This is a genomic window from Mesobacillus jeotgali (genome assembly GCF_002874535.1).
Classification (GTDB): domain Bacteria; phylum Bacillota; class Bacilli; order Bacillales; family Cytobacillaceae; genus Mesobacillus; species Mesobacillus jeotgali.
This window is the reverse complement of record NZ_CP025025.1, coordinates 2,799,689-2,816,317: the sequence shown is the minus strand read 5'-3', so window position 1 is coordinate 2,816,317 and position 16,629 is coordinate 2,799,689. Positions and strand designations below refer to the sequence as shown.

General features: G+C 41.4%; 16 protein-coding genes. 11 read left to right on the top strand and 5 right to left on the bottom strand.

What is annotated here, in order from left to right; genetic code table 11:
• The first annotated feature begins 116 nt into the window (after positions 1-116).
• The 3 genes from CD004_RS14280 to CD004_RS14270 all read left to right on the top strand — a co-directional run bounded on the left by CD004_RS14280 (position 117) and on the right by CD004_RS14270 (position 1,954).
• On the top strand, positions 117-824 hold the full coding sequence (locus tag CD004_RS14280) for a DnaD domain-containing protein (RefSeq protein WP_102263378.1): 708 nt from the start codon (positions 117-119) through the stop codon (positions 822-824).
• Between the two features lie 105 nt (positions 825-929).
• On the top strand, positions 930-1,580 hold the full coding sequence (gene nth, locus CD004_RS14275) for an endonuclease III (RefSeq protein ID WP_102263377.1): 651 nt from the start codon (positions 930-932) through the stop codon (positions 1,578-1,580).
• A complete protein-coding gene (locus CD004_RS14270) occupies positions 1,580-1,954 on the top strand; it encodes a YpoC family protein (protein ID WP_102263376.1) in 375 nt (124 codons plus the stop codon). The genes nth and CD004_RS14270 overlap by 1 nt, the downstream gene beginning before the upstream one ends.
• A gap of 46 nt (positions 1,955-2,000) precedes the next feature.
• Here the strand turns inward: CD004_RS14270 and CD004_RS14265 are convergent, their stop codons facing one another.
• Both CD004_RS14265 and recU read right to left on the bottom strand, forming a co-directional pair.
• Positions 2,001-4,541: a penicillin-binding protein 1A gene (locus CD004_RS14265; RefSeq protein ID WP_102263375.1), complete on the bottom strand. Its 2,541-nt coding sequence runs from the start codon at positions 4,539-4,541 to the stop codon at positions 2,001-2,003.
• A gap of 32 nt (positions 4,542-4,573) precedes the next feature.
• Positions 4,574-5,191, bottom strand: a complete 618-nt coding sequence (gene recU / locus CD004_RS14260; protein WP_102263374.1) for a Holliday junction resolvase RecU — start codon at positions 5,189-5,191, stop codon at positions 4,574-4,576.
• A 123-nt stretch (positions 5,192-5,314) separates the two neighbouring features.
• Here recU and CD004_RS14255 point away from each other — a divergent pair, with 123 nt between their 5' ends.
• The 3 genes from CD004_RS14255 to CD004_RS14245 all read left to right on the top strand — a co-directional run bounded on the left by CD004_RS14255 (position 5,315) and on the right by CD004_RS14245 (position 7,462).
• Positions 5,315-6,301 (top strand): DUF2515 domain-containing protein, encoded by a 987-nt coding sequence (locus CD004_RS14255; protein ID WP_102265117.1) that lies wholly within the window; start codon positions 5,315-5,317, stop codon positions 6,299-6,301.
• Positions 6,302-6,708: 407 nt separating this feature from the next.
• Positions 6,709-6,963, top strand: coding sequence for a hypothetical protein (locus CD004_RS14250; protein ID WP_102263373.1), 255 nt, complete (start codon positions 6,709-6,711; stop codon positions 6,961-6,963).
• Between the two features lie 55 nt (positions 6,964-7,018).
• The gene (locus CD004_RS14245; RefSeq protein WP_102263372.1) at positions 7,019-7,462 is read left to right on the top strand and encodes a YppE family protein; all 444 of its coding nucleotides are present in this window, start codon (positions 7,019-7,021) and stop codon (positions 7,460-7,462) included.
• Positions 7,463-7,510: 48 nt separating this feature from the next.
• On the opposite strand, the gene CD004_RS14240 is transcribed toward CD004_RS14245, so the two are convergent.
• A complete protein-coding gene (locus tag CD004_RS14240; RefSeq protein ID WP_102263371.1) occupies positions 7,511-7,708 on the bottom strand; it encodes a YppF family protein in 198 nt (65 codons plus the stop codon).
• A 191-nt stretch (positions 7,709-7,899) separates the two neighbouring features.
• On the opposite strand from CD004_RS14240, the gene CD004_RS14235 reads away from it, so the two are divergent.
• A complete protein-coding gene (locus CD004_RS14235) occupies positions 7,900-8,478 on the top strand; it encodes a YppG family protein (protein WP_233434872.1) in 579 nt (192 codons plus the stop codon).
• 88 nt (positions 8,479-8,566) lie between these two features.
• Here CD004_RS14235 and CD004_RS14230 read toward each other — a convergent pair whose 3' ends face one another.
• The gene (locus CD004_RS14230; RefSeq protein ID WP_102263370.1) at positions 8,567-9,040 is read right to left on the bottom strand and encodes an Hsp20/alpha crystallin family protein; all 474 of its coding nucleotides are present in this window, start codon (positions 9,038-9,040) and stop codon (positions 8,567-8,569) included.
• A 223-nt stretch (positions 9,041-9,263) separates the two neighbouring features.
• Between CD004_RS14230 and hcp the strand changes: the two genes are divergently transcribed.
• Positions 9,264-10,565 carry a hydroxylamine reductase gene (hcp, locus tag CD004_RS14225; protein ID WP_102263369.1) on the top strand — a complete coding sequence of 434 codons (1,302 nt, stop codon included), beginning with the start codon at positions 9,264-9,266 and terminating at the stop codon, positions 10,563-10,565.
• 865 nt (positions 10,566-11,430) lie between these two features.
• Here hcp and CD004_RS14220 read toward each other — a convergent pair.
• Positions 11,431-12,123, bottom strand: a complete 693-nt coding sequence (locus CD004_RS14220) for a Crp/Fnr family transcriptional regulator (protein WP_102263368.1) — start codon at positions 12,121-12,123, stop codon at positions 11,431-11,433.
• Between the two features lie 198 nt (positions 12,124-12,321).
• Between CD004_RS14220 and CD004_RS14215 the strand changes: the two genes are divergently transcribed.
• The 3 genes from CD004_RS14215 to CD004_RS14205 all read left to right on the top strand — a co-directional run bounded on the left by CD004_RS14215 (position 12,322) and on the right by CD004_RS14205 (position 16,619).
• Positions 12,322-14,598 (top strand): DEAD/DEAH box helicase, encoded by a 2,277-nt coding sequence (locus CD004_RS14215; protein WP_102263367.1) that lies wholly within the window; start codon positions 12,322-12,324, stop codon positions 14,596-14,598.
• A gap of 15 nt (positions 14,599-14,613) precedes the next feature.
• Positions 14,614-15,891: a ribonuclease H-like domain-containing protein gene (locus CD004_RS14210; protein ID WP_102263366.1), complete on the top strand. Its 1,278-nt coding sequence runs from the start codon at positions 14,614-14,616 to the stop codon at positions 15,889-15,891.
• Positions 15,892-16,301: 410 nt separating this feature from the next.
• Positions 16,302-16,619, top strand: coding sequence for a CotD family spore coat protein (locus CD004_RS14205; RefSeq protein ID WP_102263365.1), 318 nt, complete (start codon positions 16,302-16,304; stop codon positions 16,617-16,619).
• The last annotated feature ends 10 nt before the right edge of the window (positions 16,620-16,629 follow it).

Below are 16,629 nucleotides of genomic sequence, written 5' to 3'. Positions count from 1 at the left end.
TTGTCTGTAACAGCTCACATTTTCGTTATTTTTCGACTAATTTCCTTTTTTAATCTTTTTCTATTTTATTACCAGCCGGCCTTGTTCATGCTATACTATGAAAAGAGGTGTCCGGAATGAAAAAAGCAGATATGTTAGATTGGCTGAAAGAGGGGAATGTTACAATTCCTGCTGTATTGCTTACGCAGTACAAAGAAATGAGATTGAACGAACAAGAATTAGCGTTATTACTTCATGTATTCTATTTTTCTGAAAAAGGAAATGAATTTCCTACGCCTACGGAACTTGCAGCCCGCATGACGATATCGGCTTTCGAATGTACAGATTTGCTCCGAGCACTGATTCAAAGAGGGTTTATATCGATAAGTGATGGGAATTCTACGGACGGAATCAGATATGAAAAATATTCCCTGGAACCGCTGTGGGAAAAGCTGTTTGATCAGTTTATGCTCAAACGGAAACAGGAAAAAGAGATGACCAACCAGAAGGAAGAAACGGATTTATATACAGCGTTTGAAAGGGAATTCGGCCGGCCGTTATCACCCTTTGAATGTGAGTCACTGGCAATGTGGATGGATGATGATCACCATGACCCTATCATCATTAAAGCTGCATTAAGAGAAGCTGTCATTTCTGGCAAATTGAATTTTCGGTACATAGACCGGATTCTTTTTGAATGGAAAAAGAATGGAATCAAGACGATCGAACAAGCTAAAAGTTATGGAAGGAAATTCAGGCAGCACCAGAGTGCTCAAAAGACAGGAAAGGAAGAACCTAAAGTTTCTGCGAATCCTGTTCCGTTTTATAACTGGCTTGAACAGTAATTGTAATGAGAGAATTCATCTATTCTCTCTTTTTTTAGGTTCTTTTCGAGCTTTGATGTTTTAATTTGCATTGAAAGTCGTAAATTTTGAAATGTGGTGAGATATATGTTAAATAAACAGCAAATCCGGTTTTGCCTCGATGAAATGGGGAGGATGTTTCCTAATGCTCATTGCGAGCTGGTTCACTCTAATCCTTTTGAACTGGTCATTGCAGTCGCCCTATCAGCTCAGTGCACTGATGCCCTGGTGAATAAGGTGACCAAAAACTTATTCCAAAAATACAAAAGTCCTGAGGATTTTTTGAGTGTTACATTAGAAGAACTGCAGCAGGACATCCGGTCAATTGGATTATATCGCAATAAAGCGAAAAATATCCAAAAGCTTTGCAGGATGATTATTGAAGAGTATGGCGGAGAGGTTCCACGGGACAGGGATGAATTGACAAAGCTTCCTGGCGTTGGTCGTAAAACAGCCAATGTCGTGGTTTCAGTCGCTTTCGGGATACCTGCCATTGCAGTTGATACCCATGTTGAACGGGTCAGTAAACGCCTGGCTTTTTGCCGCTGGAAAGATTCAGTTCTTGAGGTTGAGAAGACCTTGATGAGAAAAGTTCCTGAGGAAGAATGGTCCATTACACATCACAGGATGATTTTCTTTGGACGATATCATTGTAAAGCCCAGAATCCCAAGTGTGAAACATGTCCTTTACTGGAGGTATGCAGAGAGGGCAAAAAAAGAATGAGAGTAAAATCGTAATGGAAAGAACAGAAAGTTCCTTTCATGATAATGTACAAGTAGTGACGACGATCCTCGGTGAATGGGAGCAGTGCAAAAATGAACTGGATAATCACTTCAGGAACAGGGATAGCGATAAGGCACTGCCATTGATGAAGAGGGCTTTAGAATTATTTGAACAATTTCTTGTAAGTTCAAATAGCTTGAGTCCAGATAAATATTGGATTAAAGATTGTAAGATTAAGCCGGTGAATGTAGAAGAAAGACTTGATTTTATCATATCAAGACCCAAACTTTTTCATTCTTATAAACAACTTGCTGAATTGTTCGCTGAGCAGGAAAAGCAGTTTGCCAAACAAACGATTTTATTTAGAACAAAAAAACGTCCTGATTAACTCGGGACGTTTTTTTTTGTCGTTTTATTGAGTTATTGTAGGATGATCAATCGTCATCTTCATCACCATTGTTGTTACCATCATTATTTCCATCGCCTGCACCATTACCATTACCATTTCCATTGCCATTTCCATTGCCATTGCCATTTCCGTTACCATTGCCTTGGTCATCTTCATTTCCTTGATCATTCTCATTTTCATTCTCGGCATCTTCTGGTTCTGGCAGGAGTGGTTCTGGAACTTCGACTTTAAGAGTGGCTGGATCAGATCGCTGTTCACCACGTATAGCTGTAACTTTGAATGAATAAATTCCGCCTGGAACTGCATTGGCGATTTTTAAGCCTGTCTCTGCTGTAGTGGTCAGTGGTTGCTCAGGACCTTCATCAAGGGAAGCGGTAACCTCGAATTGGATATCCTCTTTATTCTCCTGATCGAATTCCCAGCTCAGGATGATTTCATTTTTCGATTCATCGTATTTTGCTTCAAGTTTTGAAGGAGTTTCAAGCTTTTCAAACTTCTTGGAAGTTTCCTTAGGAACATTGCCCTTTACAGCCCACTCGTAAAGGATTTCATCCTTTGGAGTATATTCACTTGCAAGCTTTGCCGGCATTGTACCTTTTTCGATTTTAACTCTTTCAACACTCTTTGGAACAGTAAAATCAGGTGTATCTACGTCTTTAGAAACATATGTCATCAGATTTTTGAAGAGTGTCTGTGAGATTTTTTGTTCATTACCGTAAAGTGCCGTCTTTCTGTCGCTATAACCAGTCCAGACGGATGCTGTATATCTTGTTGTATAGCCTACAAACCAGGAATCAGGGACTCCGCCATTTTTAATCCCCCATTTTTTGATATCTTCCGGTGTGTAGTTCGTTGTTCCTGTTTTTCCGGCAACATGAAGGTTTGGAATGTTTGCGTAAGTTGCTCCTGTACCTTGCTTGATCGCCGTCTTAAGCATATCGGAAATCATGAATGCAGTGTAATCCTTCATGACCACTTCAGTCTCAGGTGTCAGATCAATTTCGGTCTTATCACGGAGTACAACCTTTTTGACTGAGTATGGCTCTGTAAAGAAACCATTGTTACCAAAGGCCGCATAGGCACCAGCCATTTCAATTGGAGCAATTTCTTTAGCGCCGATTGAAGCTGATTCATAAAAAGGATCATCTAGTGTTAACCCAAGCTTAACCCCAAATTCCCTGGCTTTTTCAGTACCTACCGCCTGGAAGGCCTGCAGGGCAGGGATATTGATTGATTTTGCCAGGGCAGTTCTCATTGTCATGATACCGTTATACTTATCGTTCCAGTTTCCGATTGGATCCCCGTTTGAATAGGTCATAGGCTTATCCTCAAGCATATGGTATGTGCCCCAGCGCAAATGCTCGATTGCAGGACCATAGTCAAGGATTGGCTTAATCGTAGACCCAGGCTGTCTCTGTACATCAATTGCGTAGTTCAGGCCGCGCTTGACCTGCTGCTTCCTGCCGCCGCCAATTGCACGTATTTCCCCGGTTTTCGTATCAAGCAGCGTGATGCCAGCTTGCATTTCATCATTAGGGAATTGTACTGCAGTATCTGTATTAAGGATGGTTTCTACGTGTTTTTGTGCATTTTGATCTAGTGTTGTATAAATTTCAAGTCCATCGGAAAAAATATCGAAATCGGTTTTTTCTGTTACTTCCTCGATTACCATGTCAACAAAAGCATCGAATGGTTCTTCGTCCTTATTCTTTCTGTTTTCTTCCTTAACAAGGCTGGACTCAACTGGGACTTTTTGTGCATTTTCTTTCTCTTCCTGTGAGATGAAGCCATGCTGATGCATCAAATATAATACAGTGTTCCTTCGTTTTTCCGCTTTTTCAGGGTTCGTAAATGGATTGTAATTATTAGGGCTCTGAGGCATTCCTGCAAGCAGGGCAGCTTCATGAAGCTCAAGCTCACTTAAGTCTTTACCGAAATAAGTCTTCGAAGCAGTCAGAACACCGTGCATATTCTCTGACATATATATCTTATTGACATACATTTCAAAAATTTGCTGCTTTGTATACTTTTGTTCAAGCTGGTAAGCTAGCCATGCTTCTTGCGCTTTCCTTGATACTGTTTTTTCAAAGCCAAGGAAGTAGTTTTTGACAACCTGCTGTGTAATGGTGGAAGCACCTTCGGATCCAAAGCCGTCAGTTATATTTGCTATTACGGCTCCTCCAAGACGGATGACGTCAATACCATTATGTTTATAGAATCTAACATCCTCTGTCGCTAAAAAGGCGTTTTCCACTAGTTTTGGTATGTCCTCATAAGATACATAATCCCGGTTCTGCGAGCCTACTTCTGTTACGAGCTCTTTATCTTTATCATAGATCTTAGAAGATATAGGATCTTTGAGCAAGGACTCATCAAGTTTTGGTGTATCCTGTATCATGAATGCGAAGGTAGCGATTCCGGTCAACATGCCGATGATGCCAAGGGCGATTAGCGTAAGGAAAATTTTCTTGAACATTCCTTTATTCGCTTTTTTGCCTTTTGTTTTCTTAGTCTTGGCTGCCTGTTGTCTTCGGCGCTCCTCTCTAGTTTGAGGTTTTTGTGCCATTTATAGTTCATTCCTTTCTCGCAATAAAAACACTAACTAAGTTTATAAAGATAATCGATAACTTTTATATAGTCAATCCTTGGGTGAAGGCCAAGGGGTATCTGGTGGCCAAATTCAATGACTTCTTCCTTTGTGATTGACTTCCTGCCGCCATTTTTCATTCTGTTCCAGAAAGTCAGCAAATGACTCGCTTCCAGCATGTATATCTCTTCTTCTGAGGAGAAACGGAGGATGACAAAACATATACCTCCTTGCTCGAGGACAGCATTCATATGGACAATCTGATGTTCATGGAAGTTTTTCAATGGGAACGATGTTGAAAACTTCGTCTCTTTAGCTTCAAAATCAATGTACCTTCCCTTGTAAACTCCATTATAGTCTGTAGTAGAAGCTTGTTTAAAGTATGCCTCTTTTATAACAGCTGCACTCCTGCGCGGATAATCCACATTAACGATTTGAACAGGTGTCGGTTTTTTATGGATGACCGCTATGCCCCGGTCAACATAGTAGGAGTTTGTTTCATTCAAGTCCTCCTCCAATGTCATTCCTCTATTACTATAGGCTGCATTTTTTTGCATCCTGGCTTTTTTTGCAGGCTCTTTATTTGTATTTGGCGTATATTTCTTCCCATTTGGATAATTGAATATCAAGCTGACCACCTCGCAGACTACTCTATATCATACCAAATATCAACGGTTTTTGGTTGAATAAAAAGCCTCATTTCAATTCACCCTATAAAGAATCTATAGAAAAGGAAGAGAAAAGGTGTGTCAATAACCCAAAATCCTCAATTTCATCAGCTTCCTGACCATGAAGCCGAAATCATACAAAAAATAAGGCTGGAAACACATGACAAGAATTTGGACAATATCTCAAGAACTAGTGCGTATCTTGATTTTTATCTTGAATATCCCGAAATGATTTGGGCGTTCCTGGCCAGCATGGTTTCAAGGAATGGGGGCTATAATATGTGCGACCTTGAAGGAGACTGGTTCCCCAAGATGCTGGCGCATCCTATACGCCAGCGGTTATTCCTTACATATGAAAGGGCCAACTGGCTGATATTCCGCGATGCCTTTTCTCAGCTCCTTTTATACTCTTATTCGACGAAAAAAAGCACACCAATGTTTCACTTGCTGAGATACTTTGACGTGTCAATGTTTATGGAAAAAGAGTGGAAGAGATTTTGGGAGCATGGAGATAAGAAAAGACTAATGACTGCTTTGATCATAAATGAACAGAACGTGATCCATAATCCTGTTATAAAGCATCCGGTATATAAAAAGAGAGTATTTAACACAATGATGTTTTCCTTCGAAGATTATCTGCATTTCAGTACGGTTCTATTTCCAACCTGTGATGGAGAACTCTACGGGGCAAGTGTGAATGGTTTTAAATCTATCTCTAAAAGAATAAACCTAGGAAAGCGACTAGCGTCGATTTTATTCGACCACAGGTACTATCCATTATTTCTGGAATTCGCGGTCCAAACAGAACATACCGCTTCAAGACATGATTATGAACAGTACTTTCCTTACGGTAAAAATAGAGATACGCCATTCCTTCGCTGTACCTATCCGATCATTCAGCATCATTTTCATCAACAAGGTGACTGGTATAAGGAGAGGAAATTTCACAACAAGTGGTTTAGCCAGGAACTCAACCACAGACATCCTGTTCACTTGACAAAGTGGTATAAAAAAAAGCAAAAACAGTTACATGCCATGATATCGGTGAAGGATTTATTTACTTCAGATTGATCCAAACAAAAAAGCAAGGGAGCTCCTTGCTTTTTGTTTGTTCATTCTGCTGGGCGGTTTGGCCCTTCCAGCTTTTTGTCGCCATATCCTGTTTTCTTCTCAGCCATTTTATTGGGCTGCTGCGCGGTTTTCTGTTGTTTTTTATTCATGTGAACACCTCCCGAGATTAGTTTGTTCATTTGCTGTTTTTTCATTCGGGAATTGGATGTCGAAGGCTGTAAAGATGGATGCTGAAAAGCACTTTGTTTGGCGAATTCCTTCTAGTTTTGTCAAAGGTGAAGGAGGTTGCAGCAAGAAGTAGAATTTACAAGTTAAGTTCCTATATTTCCATATAGAGGATTCGTTGTCGTTCAGCAGGGTGCATACTGCCAGACCTTAAAATATTTATAGTTGGGAGAGATTGACCGATGAGAACAGGAATAGAAAAAGAAGAGATTTTAGGGATGTTGACTGATATGGCCCATAGCCTTGAAGAGACCGAAATCAACCTGCATGAATCTTTAATGGGAATCCGGGAAACGATGTGCCTGACACATTCATCTAAGTTAAGAGAAACCGGCATTTTTTTAGATAGAGTGGAAGGCAAGCTGCCTAAGTTGATAAAATCTGAACCACAAGCAAAATCTGAGCAATCCTCTCTAAAACTTGAATTGAGTTTTTAATTTATATTAGAATGGATTCATCTTTAAGTAGCTTTCTTAACAGAAGGCTGCTTTTTTGTATAAGGTCATTAAGAAAGATAATAACCAAGAACGAAAAATAAATAGATTTAAAGAAAGTGTGATTAAAGTGGAAATGGAAAATAACATCCTTGCATTATCCAAAAAACTGCTGGTTGATGTGCAAACGGCTCATAAACGATTTCAACTTTCAAAGGAAGAGGGAGTAAGGGGTGATTTTCATTCAGAAGTTAAGCCATTTGCTGATGATGTGAAATTGGCAGCGGATGAGTGGAGGGAATCAGCAGGCCAATGGGTTAGGAATAATAGACCAAGAAATCTTCATGCTAATCAAATTGAAACAGCGGCGGACTATTTGGAAGTCATCTCTGTCCAGGCTTTTTTTCCTGAAACAAGCAAAAAAAGATTCCTTGATCAAATTCAGTCAGTTGAATTCATACTGAATAGCATGATCATTGCCATCGAGAAAACAAGGCAGTGAAAATAAAGATGCACCAGAGCAGTTCACAGCTCTGGTGCATCAATCTTTTTATATGGATATTTCTTTCTGATCCTCGGGAATGAAAGCTCCTTGCAATTCCAGCTCACGAACCAGGTTCCGGTATTCTATAATCGTTATTTCATTCTGAATGTACGACTTTTTAGTAAAATCAAGCAATTCATTTACATGTTCCGGAGTGTATTCTTTTGTCTCAGCAAATAGATTTTTTAGTTCGTGAACGTTCATTTTTCATCCTCCTCCATCATTTGAAATAATCGTATCATGAAATTGGAATTGTCATCTATTTTTCAAAAATTGAGACTTCCGACAACATATTTCATCGTTAGACAAAAACGGAAGCACCTTCCATCCTTATCACCAACTGGGCGGCAATAACATATAATATCGTAATGAAAACTTGGAGGAGGATGTTCGCCATGTTTGGCCGCAGGAATAAGACCAATACCAATCATCCACAATGGTGGGAATATCAATATAATCACGATCCGAATTTTTTATATGGGAATAACCAAGGTTTGAACCGGCAGCAACCGCTCCCTCAACAGTATAACGGTCCATATTTGAATGCGAATCCAGGAAACTGGCAAAACCAGTATATGCAGCAGGAAAACCCGGTGAATCCATATTTGCAGCAGGGCAACCCGATAAATCCATATATGCAACAAGGAAATCCTTATTGGAATCAGCCTAATCCGATGGCTGGAAGCAAAAATGACTATTCTAAGATGCTTTTCCAAAACCCTCTTGAGCCTGAGGGTGACCCTATCTACGGCTACTATAACCCACAAGCGGATTATCAGAACTTCAACCCATATCCACAATATGCGTTCATGCCTAAGCAGCCCTCTGGCCTGCAGTCCATAATGAACTCTTTCAAAAGCCAGGATGGCAATTTCGATGTCAACAAAATGGTAGATACTGCAGGACAAATGATGAATGCCGTGACCCAGGTGTCTTCACTCGTCAAAGGTCTTGGCGGGATGTTTAAGGTCTAATTAAAATAGAGTCCAAAAGGATAAACAAAACAAGCAGGCAATTTTGCAGCCTGCTTGTTTATTTAGTTCATTAACATGAGATTTAACATCAATCTTGATCATTTAAAATGTCAATCTTCTTGCCTTGTTTTTTTGCGATTTTGACTTCAAGCAGGCCATTGCGATAGGAAGCGCGGGTCTTTCTTTCATTGACTGGAACAGAAAATGGAATCGTCCTGCTCAATCGTCGTGTAGAAGCCATGTGCTTCTCCGTCTTGGCGATATCATCGACTTCCGAAGTGACGTCAGTCTGATTGACCAGTATTGTCAGGGAGTTATTAATAATATTTATGGAAATCTGGTCCTTTTTAACCCCGGGCAATTCTGCCGTCACAATATATTCCTTTTCTGTTTCATGCAGCCCAACATTGAAGTGTGAATGTGGAAACGGCTGTCTGAAAAAATCATCAATGCTTTGCAGTATGCCTTTTACTGGCTTTTCCTGCATTAGCTGGTTCATGGATTTAAACCATTGTTCAAGGGCTTCATGTCTTTTTGGGCGGTCAGGATGGTTGGTTGCCATCGATGCACATCCTCCTCTGAAGAAATTCTTATAATAGGTTATGTTGAGAAGAATGTCCCTGTTCAAGATTGAGATATTTTTACCTTGGTGACACTTCATTACTTCGCCTTACCTTTTTGAACACTTTGTGAAAAATGCCTTTGGTGTGATTTAGGTCACATAACCAGAATTTCATCCTCGGTATGCTGAAACAGTAAATAACGCAGAAGAGGGGAATACACATATGTTTTGTTACCAGTGTGAACAAACGCCAACAGGAGGATGCAAAGTTGTTGGTGTATGCGGAAAAGATGAAACAATCGCAAGTCTACAAGACACAATGATTTTTGCTTTAAAGGGGATTGCAGCATATAGAACACATGCCAACCAGCTTGGTTTTACTGATTCATTTGTTGACGCAACAACCCACGAAGCATTATATATGACATTAACTAACTCAAACTTTAATGTTCAAGAACATATTGATATGGCTATGAAGGTCGGGCAATCAGCAGTTCGCGTGATGGAGCTTCTGGATGAAGCACATACGAGCCGCCTTGGAATCCCTCAGCCGGTAAAAGTGAGCCAAAATAAGATTGAAGGAAAATGCATCGTCGTAACAGGTCATAACCTATTCGCGCTTGAAGAATTGCTTAAACAAACAGAAGGAAAAGGCATCAACATCTACACTCACTCAGAGATGCTTCCTGCGCATGGCTATCCGGCATTGAAAAAATACCCGCACCTAAAGGGGAATATCGGAAAAGCCTGGTTCGACCAGCGCCGCTTGTTTGAAAAGTTCCCAGGAGCAATCCTGGCTACGACAAACTGTGTAATGCCAATCAAAGGTTCATATGCAGACCGTATGTTTACTTATGAGGTTACAGGTCTTGAGAATGTAAGAAAAATAGAAAATGATGATTTCTCAATGCTAATTGAAAAAGCTCTGGAGCTTCCTGAAGCAAATATGGAATCTGAAGAAACATTAGTGACAGGATTCCACCATGAAACAGTGATCGGCCTGGCGCCAGAGGTTATCGATGCGGTAAAATCTGGTAAAATCAAGCGTTTCTTCGTTATTGCTGGCTGCGACGCACCTGGTAAAGGCGGAGAATACTACCGGGAGCTTGCAACATCGCTTCCTCCAGAAGCTGTTATCCTGACAACTTCATGCGGAAAATTCCGTTTCAATGATGTGGATTATGGTGTGGTACCTGGAACGGACATCCCAAGATATTTGGATCTTGGACAGTGCAATAACTCTGTATCCACTGTAAAAATCGCGAAGGCATTAGCAGATGCGTTTGATTGTGATGTTAATGAGCTGCCTGTCAGTATCGTTCTTTCTTGGTTCGAGCAAAAAGCTGTAGCAATCCTGCTTGGATTGTTCAGTCTTGGAATCCAGGATATCCGCATTGGGCCTAAGCCGCCAGAATTCATTTCTGATGGTGTGATGGAAGTACTTCAAGATACATTCAATCTGAAGTTGATCACAACGGCGCAAGAAGACTTGGAAACAATGATGGGGTTAAGCAAAACTAAATAATAATATAAACGCCCGAAGCATTATGCTTCGGGCGTTTTATTAGGCCAAATCGTGGTGGAGTCCACCAAAAAGGGCACATAAAATTCTATAAGTCCAATCCATGCGGGCACCCCGTAAAAGGGCACATAGAGAAGTTCTATAAGCCCAAATGGAGTTGCGTACACCCCAAAAGGGCACATAGAAAAGTTCTATAAGCCCAAATCAAGTTGCGTACACCAAAAAGGGCACATAGAAAAGTTCTATAAGCCCAAATCAAGTTGCGTACACCAAAAAGGGCACATAGAAAAGTTCTATAAGCCCAAATGGAGTTGCGTACACCCCAAAAGGGCACATAGAAAAGTTCTATAAGCCCAAATCGAGTTGCGTACACCCAAAAAGGGCACATAGAGAAGTTCTATAAGCCCGAATCAAGTTGCGTACACCAAAAAGGGCACATAGAGAAGTTCTATAAGCCCAAATCAAGTTGCGTACACCAAAAAGGGCACATAGAAAAGTTCTATAAGCCCAAATCAAGTTGCGTACACCAAAAAGGGCACATAGAGAAGTTCTATAAGCCCGAATCAAGTTGCGTACACCAAAAAGGGCACATAGAGAAGTTCTATAAGCCCAAATCAAGTTGCGTACACCAAAAAGGGCACATAGAAAAGTTCTATAAGCCCAAACCAAGTTGCGTACACCCCAAAAGGGCACATAGAAAAGTTCTATAAGCCCAAATCGAGTTTCGTACTCTAAAAAGGGCACATAGAAGAGTTCTATAAGCCCGAATCAAGTTGTGAACTCCCAAAGAGGACACAAAGTTCCTGCAAATTGATGTGTCGAGCAGACATCAACATTTTGATGGTTTCAACCTCACTGGTCGCGAAAACTAAACAAGCTCATCCATCAACACATCAGGGTCTAATATGATATTCCCATTGGAATCGGTAATAATCAGTTCGTGCTTTTTCATTTTGGTCAGCGTTCTGCTAACCGTTTCCCTAGTCGTCCCAATCATATTGGCCAGGTCTTTGTTTGTGAAATCAGCCTTTAGCAAAATCGTGCCATCTTCCTGTTTTACTCCATGAAGTTCACCTAGCCTGATCAAAAGCTTTATGATCTGTTCGTATGTGTTGTTCAGGATCTGTGCTTCTAGCCTTTCTTGAAGGTCAACGATTTTTTCTCCAAGTACCTTGAACACCTTGATGCTTAAGTGAGGGTTATCAACCAAAACTTTCTCGAATTGCGAAATCGGTACGACAACAAGACTAGCCCGCTCCAATACTTCGGAATAACCTGGATATCCGCCTTTTCTGAAGAAACCTACGTGCGGGAACATTTCTCCTTTTTTCAGAATAGCCACTATCTGCTCTCGGCCATTGGCATCACTTTTATAGACCTTCACTTTTCCTTCATTAATAAAATACACATTCTCAAGCGGGTCGCCCTGCATGAAAATATGGCTGTTTTTCTTCCATTCTCGTGAAATTGATATATCTACAATCTTTTCAAGTTCATAGTCATCAAGGTCCCTGAACAATGAAAACTTGCCAAGGACACTTTTAATTTCATTTTTATCCAAAAGAAACACCTCTATTAGCTGTTTGTCCACTCTATTTTAGCAAAAGGTTGTATTAAATGACATAAATGATTGTTCCAATGGTGGTCGGAAAGAGGATATCAAATGAGGTATGCCAAAAAATAGCAATTTGATTTATTGAACTTTTATCTTTTGCAACGAACGTTTATTCGCTAAAATAAGAATAACGAGGTGAACGCTATGAAAGTCCGGAAAAGCATGCAAGAGATTTTGCAAGAATTAAAGGTTAGTGAATCGGTAAAGAAAAATATTGTCCACTGGCATACGATTGAAGAGAAGGAAGCACAGTCTGAAGATATGCCAGAGGAATTGAGCGAGATTCTGAAAAGTGCATTAGAAAGACGTGGGGTTTCCCGTCTGTATACACATCAAAAGTCTTCATATGATCAGATCATGGAAGGGCAAAGCATTGTGGCTGTCACACCGACTGCTTCGGGAAAGACATTGTGCTATAACCTGCCAGTACTTCAATCTATCATAAATGATCCGAATGCCAGAGCGCTGTATATGTTCCCTACAAAAGCGCTGGCCCAGGACCAAAAGAGTGAAATCAACGAGCTGATCCAGGAGGCGGAGCTGGCGATTAATAGCTATACATATGACGGGGACACTCCTTCTAATATCCGTCAGAAGGTCAGGAGAGCAGGGCATATCGTTATTACAAATCCGGACATGCTCCATTCTGCGATCCTGCCGCACCATACAAAATGGGTTTCACTGTTTGAGAATCTGAAGTATGTCGTCATCGATGAATTGCATATTTACAGAGGTGTCTTCGGCAGCCATGTGGCAAATGTCATTAGAAGGCTTAAGAGAATCTGCAATTACTATGGAAGCGATCCTGTTTTCATCTGTACCTCTGCGACGATAGCGAATCCGCTAGAGCTTGCTGAAGGTCTGACTGAAAAGGATATGGTTCTGATCGATAATAATGGAGCTCCTTCCGGCAGGAAGCACTTTTTATTTTATAATCCTCCAGTTGTCAATATCCCGCTGAATGTCCGCAGGAGTGCAACACTTGAAACCAGGAGGCTTGCAGGTGAATTCTTGAAAAATAGGATCCAGACCATCGTGTTTGCCAGAAGCAGAGTCCGGGTTGAAATCCTGCTTACCTACCTACAGGAGTTGGTCAAACACAAGCTTGGCCCAAAGGCAATCAGGGGCTATCGGGGCGGTTACCTTCCGACAGAAAGGCGCGAAATTGAAAAGGGACTCCGTTCAGGTGATATATACGGAGTTGTCAGCACGAATGCGCTTGAACTTGGTGTCGATATCGGACAGCTTCAGGTGTGTATCATGAACGGTTACCCGGGAACGATTGCAAGTGCCTGGCAGCAGGCTGGCCGGGCAGGACGCCGCCATGGGGAGTCGGTTGTAATCATGGTGGCCAGCTCCAGTCCGCTGGATCAGTACGTTATCCAGAATCCTGATTACTTTTTCAACCGCAGTCCGGAAACTGCAAGGATCAATCCAGATAATTTGATTATTCTGATCGATCATATCAAATGTGCTTCCTATGAATTGCCATTCAAAAAGGGTGAAACTTTTGGTGCTGCAGAAATTGAGGAGATACTTGAATATTTAACTGAGGAGCGTATTCTTCACCAAAACGGAGACAAATGGTTTTGGATGAATGATGCATTCCCTGCTCACAATATTAGCCTACGTTCAGCATCACAGGAAAATGTGGTGATTATCGACCAATCAGATGTAGCCAATGTCAGAGTGATTGGCGAAATGGATACTTTTTCAGCCATGACGCTGCTGCACGAAGAAGCGATTTATCTGCATCAAGGAATCCAATTCCAGGTGGAAGAGCTTGATTGGGAGGAAAAAAAGGCGTATGTCCGTGAAGTCGATGTTGATTATTTTACCGATGCCAATCTCGCTGTTCAATTGAGTGTTCTTGAGGAAGATAAGGTCAGGGGTAATGATGAAACAGAAATCGGCTTTGGAGATGTCAGCGTTAGAGCGATGGCAACGATTTTCAAGAAGATCAGGTTTGAAACTCATGAGAATATCGGTTCTGGACCGATTTATCTTCCGGAAGAGGAGCTTCACACAAGTTCAGCATGGATATCTCTGAACAAAGAGTTATCCGAATTCGGCCATGACCGGCTTGAGGAAGGGTTGATAGGGACTTCCCAGGCACTGAAGCATATCGCGCCGTTATTCGTGATGTGCGACCCCTCTGACGTCCATGTGGTCCCGCAGGTCAAGGCTGCCCATAACGAAAAGCCAACCATCTTCTTTTATGATCGCTATCCTGGAGGAATTGGGTTAAGCGAAAAGATATATACCGGAATCGAAGAAATTTTGAACCAAACCAAACAAATGGTCAAGAACTGCCAGTGTTCCGATGGATGCCCGTCTTGCATCGGAACGGATACTACATCCATCCACTCTAAAAATGACGTTGTGAAATTATTGGATTTATTCCTTAAAGCTGCTGTTTAGGAAAGGAGGGGGAATATGAGTCTCAAGAATAAACTGAACAGGTTGAAATCCCATATAAAAAGCGGGATTGATAAGCCAGAGGCCGAACCTGTAAAAGCTGAACAAACACCAGAAATCCCGTTTCTTGATGTCTGGGAGCAGGAGCAGGTTTCCCCCTTCTATTTTGACGGACAATATTGTCTAGTCAGGGAAGTGAGTTATCCGCTTGATCAACAGCACGGGCATTACCGTTTCGGCGATTTGCTCGAGGCTGTTTCGCTCTGGAACAAGGAGGGAACAAAGCATCCGCTTTCTGCAGCCGGCCACACCCCTTTGGACCTGGTGTTTTTTGATACCGAAACAACCGGCCTTGGTGGAGGGGCTGGCAACACCATCTTCCTCCTTGGCCATGCGTCCATATCGGGGGATTCAGTAAAGTTGAAACAGCATATCCTCCCAAATCCCGGAGCAGAAGTTGCTCTTTACCAGAGCTTTTTGACGAATGCCGATTACACGACATTGGTTACATACAATGGCAAAGCTTTCGATTGGCCGCAAGTCAAAACGAGGCACACCCTTGTCCGTGACCATGTACCCAAGCTTCCTTCCTTTGGACATTTTGATTTGTACCATGCAGCGAGAAGGTTATGGAAGCATAAAATTGAGCGGATGAAATTGAGTATAGTGGAACAGGAGATCTTGGGGCTTGAAAGGAAGGATGATATTCCTGGCTTTTTGGCACCAATGATTTATTTTGACTTTCTGGAGAGGAAGAACCCAGAAGGATTGCTGGGTGTCATTAAGCATAATGAAACGGATATCCTGTCATTATTGACGCTCTATACACATTTAACTTTCCAGATTCTCGGTAGGGACAAGACCCAAACATCACGGGAAACTTACGAGGTGGGACGCTGGTTTTCCTATCTTGGTGAGTCAGATAAAGCGAAGCAAGCATTCACCGGACTGCTGGACGGTCAAAATGAAGAATCGGTTTCAGCTAAGCATGCACTAGCTTTTGAGCATAAAAAGAATAAAGAATGGCATAAGGCGGTTTCCCTATGGGAAGAAAGTGCAGCCAAAGGGACAACAATACAGCGTAAAGAAGCATGTATCGAGCTGGCCAAACATTTCGAACATCGTGAAAAAAAGCTTGAAATGGCTTTAAAGTATTGTCATCTTGCTCAGGAACTTCATCAGGAAGAAAAGGGTGCAACAAAAAAAGACATGATTTTTACCCAGGAACTCGAAAAAAGGATACAAAGGATTTCCCGAAAAGAATTTCCCGGGCAAGCGCAAAATTCGCCAAAATAAACTGGTTTTATGCTAGTTTTCGTCAAGTAATCTGGAATTGTAACAAAATTTTAACATTTATCCTTTCAAAACCTGTAATATCCTGTTGTATGTATGGTTTCGACGTTGTAAAATGTAAAATTGTATGGTGTTTTAAAAACAATATAATTTTACGGGGCTGGTTTGATGTATAAAGCGGTTTTAGTTCTCTATTTTGTTGTGATCACCCTCATTGCTGTTATTTTCAGCGGGCTGAAGGACAACTTTTACACATTCCTCTAAGAATTTCATTAGGTGATTTTATTAAATCACTAGGTGACTTGCACTGCAATTTCTCTTGAAAAATAGGTGTTTTCATTAGTACAAGACGCATCACTTCTTCATAGGCTGATAATGTAAACAATAAGTCTAAATGAAAGGAGTTATGCACTATGCACTGCAAGCCGACACATGTATTGCCAGCAGTAGTTCATCCTACTAAGTGCTGTACGAACCATAACTTTACAAACAATGTGGTTCCGCATATTCATCCAACACATACTACAAATGTAAACCACATCAATTATGATCATGTCCATTATTTCCCGCAGACACAGTCCACGGTTAATCAGGTGACACACCAGAATCATTATGGCGGACCTGGTCCGGTACCAGGCGGAGTGGCTCCAGTTGGCCCGAGACCGCGCCCGGGATTTGGCGGTCCAGGATTTGGTGGACCAGGATTTGGCGGTCCAGGATTTGGTCGATAAAATGACTTCA

Excerpts from the sequence above, each read along its gene's own strand:
- CD004_RS14280 (WP_102263378.1), top strand. The coding sequence starts at position 117 with ATGAAAAAAGCAGATATGTTAGATTGGCTGAAAGAGGGGAATGTTACA.
- nth (WP_102263377.1), top strand. The coding sequence starts at position 930 with ATGTTAAATAAACAGCAAATCCGGTTTTGCCTCGATGAAATGGGGAGG.
- CD004_RS14270 (WP_102263376.1), top strand. The coding sequence starts at position 1,580 with ATGGAAAGAACAGAAAGTTCCTTTCATGATAATGTACAAGTAGTGACG.
- CD004_RS14265 (WP_102263375.1), bottom strand. The coding sequence starts at position 4,541 with ATGGCACAAAAACCTCAAACTAGAGAGGAGCGCCGAAGACAACAGGCA.
- CD004_RS14250 (WP_102263373.1), top strand. The coding sequence starts at position 6,709 with ATGAGAACAGGAATAGAAAAAGAAGAGATTTTAGGGATGTTGACTGAT.
- CD004_RS14240 (WP_102263371.1), bottom strand. The coding sequence starts at position 7,708 with ATGAACGTTCACGAACTAAAAAATCTATTTGCTGAGACAAAAGAATAC.
- CD004_RS14235 (WP_233434872.1), top strand. The coding sequence starts at position 7,900 with ATGTTTGGCCGCAGGAATAAGACCAATACCAATCATCCACAATGGTGG.
- CD004_RS14230 (WP_102263370.1), bottom strand. The coding sequence starts at position 9,040 with ATGGCAACCAACCATCCTGACCGCCCAAAAAGACATGAAGCCCTTGAA.
- hcp (WP_102263369.1), top strand. The coding sequence starts at position 9,264 with ATGTTTTGTTACCAGTGTGAACAAACGCCAACAGGAGGATGCAAAGTT.
- CD004_RS14215 (WP_102263367.1), top strand. The coding sequence starts at position 12,322 with ATGAAAGTCCGGAAAAGCATGCAAGAGATTTTGCAAGAATTAAAGGTT.
- CD004_RS14210 (WP_102263366.1), top strand. The coding sequence starts at position 14,614 with ATGAGTCTCAAGAATAAACTGAACAGGTTGAAATCCCATATAAAAAGC.
- CD004_RS14205 (WP_102263365.1), top strand. The coding sequence starts at position 16,302 with ATGCACTGCAAGCCGACACATGTATTGCCAGCAGTAGTTCATCCTACT.